At 68.9% G+C, this 14,730-nt stretch carries 11 protein-coding genes; 6 read left to right on the top strand and 5 right to left on the bottom strand.

Features of this window, described 5'->3' with window-relative positions; genetic code table 11:
• Positions 1-3: 3 nt before the first annotated feature.
• Both JOD62_RS11615 and JOD62_RS11610 read right to left on the bottom strand, forming a co-directional pair.
• Positions 4-840 (bottom strand): aldo/keto reductase, encoded by an 837-nt coding sequence (locus tag JOD62_RS11615; protein ID WP_204939433.1) that lies wholly within the window; start codon positions 838-840, stop codon positions 4-6.
• Positions 841-878: 38 nt separating this feature from the next.
• Positions 879-2,057 carry a heparan-alpha-glucosaminide N-acetyltransferase domain-containing protein gene (locus JOD62_RS11610; RefSeq protein WP_271171522.1) on the bottom strand — a complete coding sequence of 393 codons (1,179 nt, stop codon included), beginning with the start codon at positions 2,055-2,057 and terminating at the stop codon, positions 879-881.
• Positions 2,058-2,114: 57 nt separating this feature from the next.
• On the opposite strand from JOD62_RS11610, the gene hrpA reads away from it, so the two are divergent.
• The 4 genes from hrpA (at position 2,115) to JOD62_RS11590 (ending at position 9,986) form a co-directional block, all read left to right on the top strand.
• Positions 2,115-6,020: an ATP-dependent RNA helicase HrpA gene (gene hrpA / locus JOD62_RS11605; RefSeq protein ID WP_204939432.1), complete on the top strand. Its 3,906-nt coding sequence runs from the start codon at positions 2,115-2,117 to the stop codon at positions 6,018-6,020.
• Positions 6,021-6,054: 34 nt separating this feature from the next.
• On the top strand, positions 6,055-6,996 hold the full coding sequence (locus JOD62_RS11600) for a quinone oxidoreductase family protein (protein WP_204939431.1): 942 nt from the start codon (positions 6,055-6,057) through the stop codon (positions 6,994-6,996).
• Between the two features lie 71 nt (positions 6,997-7,067).
• On the top strand, positions 7,068-8,420 hold the full coding sequence (locus JOD62_RS11595) for an O-acetylhomoserine aminocarboxypropyltransferase/cysteine synthase family protein (RefSeq protein WP_204939430.1): 1,353 nt from the start codon (positions 7,068-7,070) through the stop codon (positions 8,418-8,420).
• A gap of 21 nt (positions 8,421-8,441) precedes the next feature.
• Positions 8,442-9,986 carry a UDP-N-acetylmuramoyl-L-alanyl-D-glutamate--2,6-diaminopimelate ligase gene (locus JOD62_RS11590; RefSeq protein ID WP_204939429.1) on the top strand — a complete coding sequence of 515 codons (1,545 nt, stop codon included), beginning with the start codon at positions 8,442-8,444 and terminating at the stop codon, positions 9,984-9,986.
• On the opposite strand, the gene JOD62_RS11585 is transcribed toward JOD62_RS11590, so the two are convergent.
• A complete protein-coding gene (locus JOD62_RS11585; RefSeq protein WP_239526661.1) occupies positions 9,983-10,837 on the bottom strand; it encodes a sulfurtransferase in 855 nt (284 codons plus the stop codon). The two genes, JOD62_RS11590 and JOD62_RS11585, sit on opposite strands and share 4 nt — an antisense overlap.
• 33 nt (positions 10,838-10,870) lie before the next feature.
• On the opposite strand from JOD62_RS11585, the gene JOD62_RS11580 reads away from it, so the two are divergent.
• The gene (locus JOD62_RS11580) at positions 10,871-11,857 is read left to right on the top strand and encodes a Gfo/Idh/MocA family protein (protein WP_204939427.1); all 987 of its coding nucleotides are present in this window, start codon (positions 10,871-10,873) and stop codon (positions 11,855-11,857) included.
• A 4-nt stretch (positions 11,858-11,861) separates the two neighbouring features.
• The gene (locus JOD62_RS11575) at positions 11,862-12,770 is read left to right on the top strand and encodes an NYN domain-containing protein (RefSeq protein WP_204939426.1); all 909 of its coding nucleotides are present in this window, start codon (positions 11,862-11,864) and stop codon (positions 12,768-12,770) included.
• Between the two features lie 12 nt (positions 12,771-12,782).
• On the opposite strand, the gene JOD62_RS11570 is transcribed toward JOD62_RS11575, so the two are convergent.
• Positions 12,783-13,790: a sugar phosphate isomerase/epimerase family protein gene (locus JOD62_RS11570; RefSeq protein ID WP_204939425.1), complete on the bottom strand. Its 1,008-nt coding sequence runs from the start codon at positions 13,788-13,790 to the stop codon at positions 12,783-12,785.
• Positions 13,787-14,659: a sugar phosphate isomerase/epimerase family protein gene (locus JOD62_RS11565; protein ID WP_204939424.1), complete on the bottom strand. Its 873-nt coding sequence runs from the start codon at positions 14,657-14,659 to the stop codon at positions 13,787-13,789. The genes JOD62_RS11570 and JOD62_RS11565 overlap by 4 nt, the downstream gene beginning before the upstream one ends.
• Positions 14,660-14,730: the final 71 nt, after the last annotated feature.

Genomic DNA, 14,730 nt, shown 5'->3' with positions numbered 1-14,730 from the left:
GCACTAGTTCAGATCGTTCGGGTGCGTGCCGACACGACCCGAGCCGTCACCCGGGTCGATCTCATCGATCGCCGCCATCTGCGCATCGCTGAGAGTGAAGTCGAAGACGTCGAGGTTCTCGCGCAGACGCTCGATGCGCACCGACTTCGGGAAGACGATGAAGCCCTTTTGCAGGTGCCAGCGCAGGACGACCTGCGCGGGCGTCTTGCCCGTGGCCTCCGCCGCCTCGGCAACGGCGGGGACGGAGAACAGGTCGTACTTGCCCTGGCCGAGCGGCCCCCAGGACTCGATGCGGATGCCCCGCGAGGTCGCATACTCGACCGTCTCGTGCTGCGCGTATGCCGGGTGCAGCTCGATCTGGTTGACTGCCGGCGTCACGCCGGTCTCGATGATGATGCGCTCCAGGTGCGGCACGAGGAAGTTCGAGACGCCGATACTGCGGGCCTGGCCAGCGTCGCGGATCTCGATGAGCTTCTGCCAGGCGTTGAGGTAGTTGTCGTTGGCGGGCGTCGGCCAGTGCACGAGGTAGAGGTCGACCTGCTCGAGGCCCAGCTTCTCGAGGCTCTCTGCGATCGCCGCATGCGGGTCGTCGCCGTCGTGACGGTCGTTCCACAGCTTCGTCGTGATGAACAGCTCGTCGCGCGCGATGCCGCTCTTCGCGATGGCCGCACCGACGCCCTCTTCGTTGCCGTAGATCGCCGCCGTGTCGATGTGACGGTAGCCCACCTCCAGCGCGTCGCTCACCGCGCGCTCGGCGTCGGCGGCCGGAACCTTGAAGACTCCGTAGCCCAGCTGCGGGATGAGGTGACCGTCATTGAGTTCAACCGTAGGAATCGTCATGACATCAGCCTATGACGGCTGCATGCCGTTGGGCCCGGTCAATGGCTTCGTCCTGCCATGGCCTGAGCCGCTGCCCCGGTGAGACGCTCGAGAGGACCTCGTCCGACGAACATCGACCATGCCGTCGCCCCGACCAGCAGAGCCACCGTCGTCGCTCCCCAGAACGCCGGATCGACGGGGAACCCGCCGGGGCTGCCGACCACCACGATCGAGATGACGTGCGCGGTGTAGGCCGTCAGCGGCATCGACCCGAGCGCGGCGAGTGGGAGCAGGACCCACCGCAGTGGTCCGCTGATCAGAAGGCAGGCTCCGATGACAAGAATCGCGAATCCCCCGGAGCCGATGATCTCTGCGGTACCCGCCGAGTGCGGAGCACCCGCTGTGATCGCACCGATCACCATCGACCACGGATCCAGCGACGCGAGGCGCTCTCCGTAGTCCTCCCAGGTCGTCGTGATGCCGGAGGGCTCCGTCATCCAGCCGATCTCCGCGGCCGCCGCGTGCCCCCACGCGCCGAGCACGCCGCCGGCAATCGCGAGCAGTGCCCCCGAGACCAGACATCCGACCTGGACGCGCGCGCGTCCCAGCGGCATCCGCCCCAGGGCGAGCCCTGCGAACATCAGCGTCGCCCAGACGGTCAGCGGGTACATCCCGTAGAGGGTGAGACCGAGCCCGGGGCCCGTCGGCACGAGCATGAGCGCGTGCAGACCCGCCAGCAGGGCGGGTCCGATGAGTGCGAGCGCGCCCGCCAAAAGAAGCAGACTTCGGATGCGCCAGCGCAGAAAAGGGATCGCCACGACGTAGAGCAGACCGTAAAGGGTGAGGATGACCGCGACCGGTGAGTGCAGAAGCTCCAGGAACAGTCCGATCAGAAAGATCACCGCGCCGCGACCGACGAGCTGCAGGCGAATGCGCGGCAGCGCGTCGACGGACGGCGGCTGCGTGCGACCGGTCATCAGCGCGATGGACACGCCCGCCAGCACGGCGAAGAGGATCGAAGGGCGCCCGTGCACGATCCCCGCCCAGGTGCTCGCGTCGAAGATCACCAGGTCGCCGACGCCACCGATGTGCGCGCCCACCATCCCGAGGATCGCGAGGCCACGCGCCACATCAAGACCCATGAGCCGCGGGGGTCGCCCGAATGTGCGCCACCAGTGCGCCGGGCGCTGCGCGAGGGTGAGAGATGCCGGGCTGGGCGCGGGGCTGAGGGTCGTCACAGGCCGATCCTACGATCGGTATGCCCGCCGCGCCCGGGCGTCATACGATGGAGGGCTATGTCTTCCGCCCTGCCTGTGATCACGTATCCGCCCGAGCTGCCCGTCAGCGCGGCGCGGGAGGAGATCGCCGACGCCATCCGCGACCACCAGGTCGTGATCGTCGCAGGCGCCACAGGCTCGGGCAAGACGACGCAGCTGCCGAAGATCTGCCTCGAACTCGGTCGAGAGAAGATCGCACACACGCAGCCGCGCCGGCTCGCCGCACGCACGATCGCCGAGCGCGTCGCAGAAGAGCTGAACGTCGAGCTCGGCGGGCTCGTCGGCTACAAGGTGCGCTTCACCGATCAGGTGTCGGATTCCACGGCGATCGCCCTGATGACCGATGGCATCCTCCTCAACGAGATCCACCGCGATCGTCTGCTGCGCCGCTACGACACGATCATCATCGACGAGGCGCACGAGCGCTCGCTCAATGTCGACTTCCTGCTCGGCTATCTGGCCCGCATCCTTCCGGAACGCCCGGATCTCAAAGTCATCATCACCTCGGCCACGATCGACCCGGAGAGCTTCGCGAAGCACTTCGCGGCGGCAGACGGCACCCCGGCGCCGATCATCGAGGTCTCCGGCCGCACCTACCCGGTCGAGATCCGCTATCGCCCGCTGGTCGATGACGAAGACGAGGATGCCGCCGCCGACCCCGCCGACGAGGTCTCGGCCGTCGTCACGGCGCTGCGCGAACTCGATCGAGAAGAGCGCGGCGATGTCCTGGTGTTCTTCCCCGGCGAGGCCGAGATCAAAGACGCCGCCGACGCGATCCGCGGCGCATACGCGAAGGACGCCTCCCCCACCGAGGTGCTTCCGCTCTACGGTCGTCTCTCCTCCGCCGAGCAGCATCGCGTCTTCGAGACCAGTCGCGTCGCCGGCATCCGCCGTCGGGTGATCCTCGCAACGAACGTCGCCGAGACGAGCCTCACGGTTCCCGGCATCCGCTACGTCATCGACACCGGAACCGCCCGCATCTCGCGCTACAGCACGCGCTCGAAGGTGCAGCGCCTGCCGATCGAAGCCATCTCGCAGGCATCGGCGAACCAGCGCTCCGGGCGCGCGGGCCGCACGAGCCCCGGCATCGCGATCCGCCTCTACAGCGAGGAGGACTTCGAGAAGCGTCCGGAGTTCACCGAGCCGGAGATCCTTCGCACGTCGCTCGCATCCGTGACGCTGCAGATGCTGTCTCTCGGCTTCGGCGATCTCGCTGCCTTCCCGTTCCTCACCCCGCCGGATTCTCGCGGCGTGAAGGCGGCGTTCGACCTGCTGACCGAGATCGGCGCCGTCGACGGCACCCGACTCACGCGCATCGGCCGCGACATCGCCCGCATGCCGATCGATCCGCGCTTCGCCCGCATGCTCATCGAAGCGGGCCGCCCATCGACACCCGGCGGCACGATCGTGACGCGCGACGTGCTCGCGATCGTCGCGGGCCTCACGATCCAGGATGTGCGCGAACGCCCCGAGGAGCGCCGCGAGGATGCCGACCGGCAGCACGCGCGCTTCACCGACCCGACGAGCGACTTCCTCTCGCTGCTCGCCCTGTGGAACTACCTGCGCGAGAAACAGCGCGAGCTCGGCTCCAGCGCCTTCCGCCGACTCTGCCGCGCCGAGTACCTCAATTACGTGCGTGTGCGCGAGTGGTTCGACGTGCACCGCCAGCTGCGCTCGCTGCTGTCGGGCGCCAAGCTGCAGGCTCCGCATGCTACCGGCGAGCCCGATCCCGACGCAATTCACCGCGCGCTCCTCGCCGGCCTCCTCTCGCAGATCGGCCTCCTCGACGAGCGCGAGACCAAGGCGGGCGCGAAGGTCACGAACGCCCAGCGCCGCGCCGCCGAGTACCGCGGCGCCCGGGGCATCCGGTTCTCGATCTTCCCCGGGTCCGCCCTGCGCAAGAAGGCCCCGCGCGCGGTGATCGCCGCAGAGATCGTCGAGACCTCACGCACCTTCGCCCGCACGGTGGCGCAAATCGACCCGGCCTGGGCAGAGCCGCTCGCGGGCGATCTCGCCAAGCGTCAGATCTCGGAGCCACACTGGTCGAAGGATGCCGGTGCCGCGGTCGCCTACGAGAAGGTGACGCTCTTCGGGCTGGAGATCATCCCCCGTCGCCGGGTGCAGTTCGCGCGGATCGACCGCGCGGCATCCCGCGAGATGTTCCTGCGCCACGCACTCGTCGAAGGCGAATGGGATCCGAGCCGCATCGACAAGCGCGTCTCAGCCTTCTGGCGCAGCAACACCGAGCTGCGTCGGCGCCTCGAGAAGCTCGAAGAGCGCGAGCGACGCCGCGACATCCTCGCCGGGGATGAGGCAGTGTTCCGCTTCTACGACGAGCGCGTCCCCGCAGAGGTGTTCGACGTGCGCTCCTTCGAGAAGTGGTGGCGCGAGGCGCTGGAGCGCACGCCCAAGCTCCTCGTGATGCGCGAGGACGACCTGATCGACCGCGATGACCGCGCCGACCAGAACGACTTCCCCACGCGCTGGACGCAGGGCGACCAGGTTCTCGGCCTCGCCTATCGCTTCGAGCCCGGCGCGCCGGATGACGGCGTGAGCGTCGTGATTCCGCTTCCGCTGCTGCAGCAGATCCAGGACACCGGCTTCGACTGGCAGGTGCCTGGGCTGCGTGCGGAACTCATCACGGGGCTTCTGCGCGCCCTGCCCAAGGCCATCCGCCGACACGTCGTGCCCGCCGCGGACTGGGCGGACAAGTTCGGCGCAGAGCTCACCGGCAGCGGACCGGAGTCTCATGGCGGGATCCCTGAGCGCTCACTGCGCGAGGCGCTCGCCCGTCTCATCCAGCCGCTCGCGAATCAGAAGGTCTCCGCGTCCGACTTCGATATGGAGCGCGTCCCCGGCCATCTGCAGATGAACTTCCGCGCGGTCGACGAGCGCGGGCGCATCGCGGGATCGCACCGTGAGCTCGCCAGGCTCCAGGAAGAACTCTCCGACCGCTCACGCGCCTCGGTGGCCCGCTCCATCGCCCGCCCCGAAAAGCCCGGGCGCGGGCCCGCACCCGCCGAGCGCGTCGCCGCCGCATCCGCACGCGGACCGATCGAACAGGACGGCCTGACGAGCTGGACCTTCGGCGACCTTCCCGAGGTGCTCGACACGAAGGTCGCCGGCGGTATCGTCCGCGGGTACCCCGCCGTGGTCGACCAGGGCAAGACCGTTGCCGTGCGCGTGGAGGCGACGGCGGAGGCCGCAGCATCCGCCACCCGCGACGGCATCCTGCGGCTGCTCCTGCTCGCGATCCCTTCGCCCGCCACCTACGTCCAGGGGCACCTGACCTCGGCAGAGAAGCTCGCCCTGGCCGCCTCCCCCTACCCGTCGGCAGCGGCGCTCATCGAGGACTGCCGTGCCGCTGTGATCCGCGGCATCGTCGAGAGCGAGGTGCCGAGCGGCGTCATCCGCACCGAGGCCGAGTTCATGCGCATCCGCGACATCGTCTCGGCGGGGCTCGTGGATCAGCTCTTCGCGACCGTCTCCCTCGTGGCACGCGTGCTCACGACCGTGCGCGATGTCGAGCGCGGCATCAAATCGCAGAACTCGCTGTCATTGCTCGGTCCCCTGAATGACATCCGCACACAGCTCGCAGGGCTGATTCATCCCGGATTCGTCTCGGCGACGGGGGTCGCGCGACTCGCCCATCTGCCCCGCTACCTGGAGGGCATGAAGGATCGGCTCAAGAGCCTCGCCGATGCCCCCGGCAAGGACCGCAGTCGCATGAGCGAGTTCGAGCGCATGGCGCAGGTGTTCGCCGACGCCGGCGGAACGATTCCGCTCCCGCCGGATGCTCCGCCCGCGCTCGTCGAGGTGCGGTGGCTGCTGGAGGAGTACCGCGTGAGCCTGTTCGCCCAGCGTCTCGGCACCGCGCAGCCAGTGTCGCCACAGCGCATCCAGAAGGTGCTGGCCGGCCGCTGACCCCTGGTCGCTCGCGCGCAGCTAGCCTGGAGGCATGGCTCACGCAATCGTCTTCACGCATGTCGGCCCGCCGGAGGTTCTGCGTCTGGTCGAGATCCCCGATCCCACCGCAGGTCCTGGCGAGGTCGTCGTGCAGCTGACCGCTGTGGGGGTCAACCCGCGCGACGTGAAGGTGCGCAGCGGCGTGCGGCCGCTGCCGCCCAGCGATGAGCCGCACCGTCTCGGACTCGACGCCGCGGGCATCATCACCGCGGTCGGCGAGGGGGTGACCGGCTTCGCCGTCGGCGACCGGGTCGCCGTGCGCGACACCTTCGGCAGCTACGCGAGCGCACTCGCGGTCGGCGTTCGCGACGTGGCGCTGCTGCCCGCCGGCGTGAGCGACGCACTGGGGGCCTCGCTCGGCATCCCCGCAGGTACGGCCTACCAGGTGCTGCGCTCGCTGAACGTGCAGCCCGATGATGTGCTCCTCGTGCACGCTGGCTCCGGCGCCGTAGGACAGGCGCTCATCCAGTTCGCCGTGGCAGAAGGGGTGACCGTCGTCGCGACGGCGAGCCTCGCGCGCCACGAGCGCTTGCGCACGCTGGGCGCGATCCCCGTCACCTACGGCGAGGGCCTGGAACAGCGGCTGCGCGACGCCGCCCCCGCTCCGTTCACGGTCGCTGTCGACGCGGCGGGTACGGATGAGGCGATTGCCGCCTCCCTCGCGCTGGTCCCCGACCGCGAGCGCATCGCCACGATCGTGCGCGGTCCGGACGCGGCCGACTTCGGCATCCGCGCATTCAGCGGCGGCAGCCCGCACCCGCTGACGGACGAAGAGGAGCAGCTGCGCGCTGACGCCCTCCCGCGTGCGCTCGCGCTGATCGCCGACGGCAGGTTCTCGGTCGAGCTCGGCCCCGAGCTGCCGCTCGCGGATGCCGCCGAGGCGCACCGTCTGGTCGAGGCGAACACGCCGGGCAAGATCATTCTGCGTCCCTGACGCCTATTCCCGCGTCGCAACAGAGCGACACATGCCGACCGACTTTCTTCCCGTGGCCGGATGATGGAGGCATGACCGCCGCGCACGACTCCTCTGACTGTCCGCCTCTGAACTTCGCCACCCGCCAGGTGCAGGGCGGCTACGTCTCAGGGCTTCCGCAGAACAGCGCCGTGCCGCCGATCTACCAGACTGCCGCCTACGAGTTCTCCTCCCTCAGCGAGGCCCGAGACCTGTTCGCGCTGCGCCGCTCAGGCAACCTGTACAGCCGCAACGCCAGCCCCACGCAGCAGGTTCTGGAAGACCGCGTCACCGCCCTTGAGGGTGGCGTCTCGGCAGTGGCTGTCGCCTCCGGTCAGGCCGCCGTCGCCGTCACCCTCCTCGCACTCGCCGGGCAGCAGGGGCACATCGTCGCGGCCACGCAGCTGTACGGCGGATCCGTCGACCTGCTGCAGGAGACCTTCGTCGACTTCGGCATCGACGTCACCTTCGTCGACCAGGACGATCTCGACGCCTGGCGTGCGGCCATCACCCCGCGCACCCGCGCGTTCTTCGCCGAGTCGGTCGCGAACCCGATCGCTCAGGTGCTCGACGTCCGCGCCGTGGCCGACATCGCGCACGCCGCCGACATCCCCCTCGTGATCGACAACACCGTCGGCACCCCGTACCTGATCCGCCCCGGCGAGCACGGCGCGGACTTCGTCGTGCACTCGGCCACGAAGTTCCTGAGCGGCCACGGCACCTCGCTCGGTGGCGTCGCCATCGACCAGGGCACGTTCGATTTCGGCCGCAACCCCGAGCGCTGGCCGCAGTTCACCGCCGCCTACGCCCGCTTCGGCGAACTCGTCCTCTGGGAGCGTTTCGGTCAGGGTTTCGCCTTCGCCGCGCTGGTGAAGTCGAAGTACGTGCACGACCTCGGGCCCTCTCTGTCTCCGTTCAACGCGTGGCAGATCCTGCAGGGTATCGAGACCCTTGACCTGCGGGTCTCTCGGCAGAGCGCATCGGCGCTCGCGGTCGCACAGCGGCTGCAGCAGCATCCGGCCGTCACTGCCGTGCACCACCCCGGCCTGGAAGACAACCGCTGGCACCCGCTCGCGCAGCGCTACCTACCGCGGGGCGTGCCCTCGGTGTTCTCGATCGACCTCGTCTCCACGGGCGATGAGCAGGCCGACCAGGACCAGATCGAGCGCGTGATCGACGCGCTTCGCGTCGTGCGCCTCATCGCCAACATCGGCGACGCCCGCTCGATGGTCGCGCACCCGGCCTCTATGACGCACTCGCATCTGAACGCCGAGCAGCGCGCAGGAGCGGGCATCTCGTCGACCACGATCCGCGTGTCGATCGGCATCGAAGACACGGGCGACATCATCGCCGACTTCGAGAACGCCCTCGCACTGGTGCCGGTTCCCGTCGGATCTGCGAGGTAGTCCACGTAGACTTGGGCTGCTATGCCTTCCGCTTCGCAGTACCCCACTCCGCGCCTCGACGCCCGACCGACCGAGATCTTCCGATCGACCCTCGGCGACGTCGCTGAGCGCCTTCGCGCAGAGGCGGCAGAGGCGCAGCCGACGCAGACTCCCCCGCACCCCGACGCCGCTTTCACCGGTATCGCGATGGCGACCGACGACGTGCGACCTGGCGACCTCTTCGTCGCCGTGCAGGGCGAGAACGCGCACGGCGCACGGTTCGCAGAGAAGGCACGCCAGGGCGGCGCGAGCGCCGTGCTCACGGATGCCGCGGGCGCGGCCCTGCTCCCCGCAGACCTGCCGGCCCTCGTGGTCGGCGATCCGCGACGTGCGGTCGGCCCCGCGTCCGCACACCTGTACCGTGACCCGGCCTCCGCCCTCCAGACGGTCGGCATCACCGGCACGCAGGGCAAGACGACGACGGCGTTCTACGTCGCGGCCGCCATGGGCATGCAGCGCTCCGGCACGATCGGGTCGATCGGCACGACCGTCGGCGACGATTTCTTCCCCCCGAAGCTCACGACCCCCGAAGCCCCGGAGCTTCAGGCGCTCTTCGCCGTCATGCGCGAGCAGGGCCTCGGCACGGTCGCCGTCGAGGCCTCAAGTCACGCACTCATGCTCGGCCGCGTGGAGGGCTTCACCTTCGACGTCGGGCTCTTCCTCAACCTGGGTCACGATCACCGCGACTACCACCCCACGCAGGCCGACTACTTCGCCGCGAAGGCGATCCTGCTGACGCCCGAGCGCTCAGGCCTCGGCATCGTCGACGTCGACTCGCACTGGGGCCGAGTCATGGCCGAGCAGGCCACAGTGCCCGTGCGCACGGTGTCCGCGGCCGGAAACGAGGCCGACTGGCGCGCCGAGCAGATCGAGCTGCGCCCCGACGGATCCGCCTTCGTCGTCCTGTCGCCGCGTGGCGAGCGCGTCCGTTTCACGACCCAGCTCACCGGCGCCTTCAACGTCAACAACATCCTCGCCGCGGTCGCAGGTCTCGCCGAGATCGGCCAGCCCCTCGAATCGCTTGTCGAGGGCATCGCGGCGCTTCCCAGCGTCGAGGGACGCCTCCAGCGTTTCGACTTCGGTCAGCCCTTCACGGCGATCGTCGACTCGGCGCACAAGCCGGAGGCGATCAACGCGGCGCTGCGCGCGATCCGCACCACGTCGCCCGAGGGCCGGCTCATCGCCGTGCTGGGCGCGAACGGCAACCGCGACACCTCCAAGCGACGCATGATGGGGCGCTTCGCCGCGATGTTCGCCGATGTGCTCGTCGTCACGGACGACAACCCCTACGACGACGATCCGGCTGAGATCCGCGCCATGATCATCGACGGCGCTCGCTCATCGGCATCCGAGATCATCGAGATCGGCGACCGCCGCGAGGCGATGGCCGCTGCTGTGCGCATGGCCCGCCCCGAAGACACTGTGGTCGTTCTCGGCAAGGGCCACGAGCGCTATCACGCCCTCGCCGGCGGCGACATCGCCTGGTACGACCCCGATGTCCTGCGCGAGGTCATCGAGGGTCTCTAAGAGTCCTCACCCGTCGCGATCTTCGCGTCCGGCGTGTTCGACCAGGCACTCCACGATCCGACGTACACACTCACGTCGCGTCCGATGATCGCTCCGGCGAGTGCCAGCTGGGCAGCGGTGACCCCTGAGCCGCAGTAGGCCGCCACCCGTGTCCGCTCGGCGACACCGCGCTCCTCGAACGCCTCGGTGATCTCGTCCGCGTCGCGGAAGTGGCCATCGGATGTCAGAAGGTCCGCGATGGGCAGGTTGCGGGCCCCGGGGATGTGACCGGCGATCGGGTCGATCGGCTCGGTCTCGCCGCGATAGCGCTCGCTCGCGCGCGCATCCAGGAGCACCCCGTGGGCCGGCCACTGCGCGGCCTCGGCGGTGCTGATCACATCGTCACCGGAGGGCTCGCTCAGGGTGACGTCACCCGGCTCAGGCAGCACCTCGCCGGTCTCGATCTCACCGCCGGCGTCGCGCCAGGCGGCGAGACCGCCGTCGAGCACGCGCACATCGACCCCGGTGCGGTGCAGCGCCCACCAGGCACGGCTCGCGGGGAGCATCCGCGCATCGTCGTAGACGATGACCGTGTCGCCCGCTGAGATTCCCCACCGGCGCGCTGCGGCCTGCAGCTCGTCGTGCGCCGGCAGCGGGTGTCGCCCCTCCTGCGGCTCACCGTGTCCGGCGAGCTCGGTGTCGAGGTCGACGTAGACGGCCCCCGGAATGTGCCCGGCACGGTAGAGATCGTGCCCATCCGTGTGCCCCAGACGATAGCGCACGTCCAACAGATGCAGGGGAACGTTCGCGTCGATCATGGTGCGCAGGTGGTCGACGGAGATGAGGGGCGTCGTCAGCGGCATGAAGCTCATGAGCACCATTGTCTCAACCCCTACGCTGGAGTCATGACTGGACTTCGCTGGGGCATCCTCGCCACCGGTGGCATCGCCACCGCCTTCGCCACTGATCTGCGCACCGCCGGCCACGACCTCGTGGCGGTCGGCTCCCGGACGCAGGAGTCTGCGGATGCCTTCGCTGCGCGCTTCGGCATCGATCCGGCGCACGCGCACGGCAGCTACGAAGATCTCGTCGCCGACAGCGATGTCGACATCATCTACATCTCGACGCCGCATCCGATGCACGTCGACGGCGCACGCCTTGCGCTCACCGCAGGAAAGCACGTGCTGGTCGAGAAGGCGTTCACGCTCAATCAGGCAGAGGCGAAGGAGCTCCAGGATCTGGGTCGGGAGCGCGGGCTGCTCGTGATGGAGGCGATGTGGACGCGCTACCTGCCGCACATCGCCCGCGTGCATGAGATCATCGCCGCAGGCACCCTGGGCGAGATCCGCGCCGTGACCGCCGATCACACGCAGTCCCTGCCCACCGACCCGTCGCACCGCCTCAATGCACTCGAGCTGGGCGGCGGAGCACTCCTCGATCTCGGCATCTACCCCGTCTCCTTCGTGTGGGACATCCTGGGCGCTCCGACCTCCATCCGTGCGGTGGGCCGTCTCGGCGAAACCGGCGCCGACACCGAGGTCGCCACCGTCATGACCCATGCGGGCGGCGCTGTCTCCACAACGCTGTCCTCGTCACGCGCCGCGGGACGCAACACCGCCACGATCATCGGCACCGAGGCGCGGATCGAGATCGATCGCGTCTGGTATGCCCCGACCTCTTTCACCGTCATCGCGACCGACGGAACCGTGCTCGAGACCTACGACGCGGGAACGGCCGGACGCGGCATGCAGATGCAGGCGGCGGCCGCCGAGCGCTTCGTCGCAGACGGTACCCTCGACAGCGACCGCTTGCCGATCGCCGAAAGCGTCGCCATCATGGGATGCCTCGACGAGATCCGCACACAAATCGGCGTCTCCTATCCGAAGGAATAGCAGTATGAACGATTCGCAGTCTGCTCGCGTCGCGGTGTACCTGGACTTCGACAACATCGTCATCTCCTGGTACGACCGTGTGCACGGCCGCAACGCCTACGGCAAAGACCGTCAGCGGATCGCCGACGACCCGAACGATGCGGAGGTCGCCGAGCGTCTGTCCCGCGCCACGATCGACGTGGGCGCGATCATCGACTACGCCTCGTCGTTCGGCACGCTCGTGCTGACCCGCGCCTACGCCGACTGGTCCTCACCGGTGAACGCCGTCTACCGGTCGCAGCTCGTGGCCCGTGCGGTCGATCTGGTGCAGCTGTTCCCGGCCGCCGCGTACGCGAAGAACGGCGCCGACATCCGCCTCGCCGTCGACGCGGTCGAGGACATGTTCCGGCTTCCCGATCTGACGCATGTCGTGATCGTCGCGGGCGACTCCGACTACGTGCCGCTCGCCCAGCGCTGCAAGCGCCTCGGCCGCTACGTCATCGGGGTCGGGGTGGCCGGTTCCACGGCGAAGTCTCTGGCAGCCGCATGCGACGAGTTCGAAGCCTACGACTCACTCCCGGGCGTCGAGCGCCCGGAACCCACGAAGGCCGAGAAAGCAGCCAAGGCCAAGCCGCAGTTACGTGCCAAGACCAGGGCTGAGAAGGCTGCGGCGTCGGATGCGCCGGCGCTGACAGACCAGGAGCAGGCGACGAAGACGCTGGAGCGCGCTCTGCGCCTCGGCCACGACAAGAGCGACGCCGACGAATGGTTGCACAGCTCCGCAGTGAAGACGCAGATCCGCCGCATGGACCCGTCATTCAGCGAGAAGGCACTCGGCTACCGCTCCTTCTCCGACTTCCTGAAGTCGCGTGACGACATCGCCGAGCTCGAAGAGACCGGGCACGAGCGCCTGGTGAGGCTGCGCGAGGTCTGAGCCACCTGCCGTCTACTGGTTGCTGAACGCCGCGTCGAAGGAGGCGGTGGGCAGAGGCCACAGGAGTGAGCGGACGAACTCCACCGCCTGGGCGGCGCCGTGCAGACGATCCATCCCTGCGTCCTCCCACTCGATGGAGATCGGACCGGAGTAGCCGATGGCCTCCAGCGCCCGGAAGGAATCCTCCCAGGGCACGTCGCCGTGCCCTGTCGAGACGAAATCCCAGCCCCGTCGCGGATCACCCCAGGGCAGATGCGAGCCCAGAACTCCCGCGCGGCCGTTCTGCGGGCGCATCCGGGTGTCCTTGCAGTCCACGTGGTAGATCCGGTCCTTGAAGTCCCAGATGAATCCGACCGGGTCGATGTTCTGCCACATCATGTGGGACGGGTCCCAGTTGAACCCGAAAGCCTTGCGGTGATCGATCGCCTCGAGCGAGCGCACGCTCGTCCAGTAGTCGTAGGCGATCTCGCCGGGGTGCACCTCATGCGCGAAGCGCACGCCCTCCCCGTCGAAGACGTCAAGGATCGGGTTCCACCGCGCGGCGAAGTCATCGAAGCCCGCCTCGATGACGTCGGCCGGCACGGGCGGGAACATCGCGACGTACGGCCAGACGGAGGACCCAGTGAATCCCACGACCGTGTCGATGTCGAGCTTCCGGGCCACGCGGGCGGCGCGCTTCATGTCGTCCGCAGCGCGCTGACGCACACCCTCGGCGTCTCCGTCTCCCCAGACGTAGTCGCGCAGGATCGCCTGATGGCGGAAGTCGATCGGCGCATCGCAGACCGCCTGCCCTGCGAGGTGGTTCGAGATCGCGAAGATCTTGAGGCCATGGCGGTCGAGGATCTCCTTGCGGGAGGCGAGGTAGGCGTCGTCCTCGTCCGCGCGACGCAGGTCGAGGTGATCCCCGGATGCGGCGACCTCCAGACCGTCATACCCCCAGGATGCGGCGAGCCGCGCCACCTCCTCGAAGGGCAGATCGGCCCACTGGCCGGTGAACAGGGTGACGGGGCGAGTGCTCATTGGTGGTTCCCTTCGCGGACCGTGCCGAGTGCGCGCAGCGCGCGGATGCTTCGTGCGGCCAGTTCATCCTGCGACGGGGCGAGCGGCCTCCAGACGGACGCGGCGACGGCGATCGTCGCGTTCTCCCCCGTGAAGCTCTCCAACCCGAGCATCCCGTCGTAGCCGATGTCATCGAGTGCCTGCATGATCGCAGGCCAGTCGGTGTGGTCGTCGCCGACGGCACCGCGGTCGCTGCCACACACCTGCACGTGGGCGACGGCCGAGCCGCCGTGACGGATCGCGTCCGGCGGACTCTTCTCCTCGATGTTCAGGTGATACGTGTCCAGCGCGAGGCCCACACCCTCATCGAACAGCGGCGCGAGTGCCTCGACCGCCTGCTCGACCGTGTTCAGGATGCTCGTCTCATAGCGGTTGAGCGGTTCGACGGCGAGCGTGACGCCAGCGCTCTGCGCGTACGAGGCCACGGGTGCCAGATTTTCGCGCAGTTCGGCGATCACGGCCGCTCGCGTGGCGGCGTCCATCCGCCAGGTCACCCCGGTCGGGGAGTAAAACGGCCCCGCCACGATCTTCGATCCCAGAACTTCCGCGGCATCCACACAGGTGCGCAGGTAGTCCTGGGTGGCCGCGACGTCGCCCGCCTGCGAGACAAGCGATCGTCCCGGCCCCATCGCTCCGACGAGGATGGCCCCCATTCCCAGGTCATCGAGCACGCGCCGGGCCCGGGACGGATCCCAGTCCCCCACACCCTCCAGTGGCAGCTCGAGCGCGGTGTAGCCGAGATCCCGTGCCATCACAGCGAGAGCGGGGAGGGTCTCATCGGTCAGGGGTGAAGTCCACACCCACGTGTTGACGGCGATCGTGCGCAGCATCCTGCTCCCTTGCATCGTGATGCTCTCACCCTCCCACCCCGCGGGCGCGGGACGGGAGGGTGAGAGCGAGT

The organism is Microbacterium keratanolyticum, from assembly GCF_016907255.1.
In the GTDB taxonomy this organism is placed as follows: Bacteria; Actinomycetota; Actinomycetes; order Actinomycetales; family Microbacteriaceae; genus Microbacterium; species Microbacterium keratanolyticum.
The sequence above is the reverse complement of the archived record's forward strand: the minus strand, read 5'-3'. Positions and strand labels throughout refer to the sequence as shown.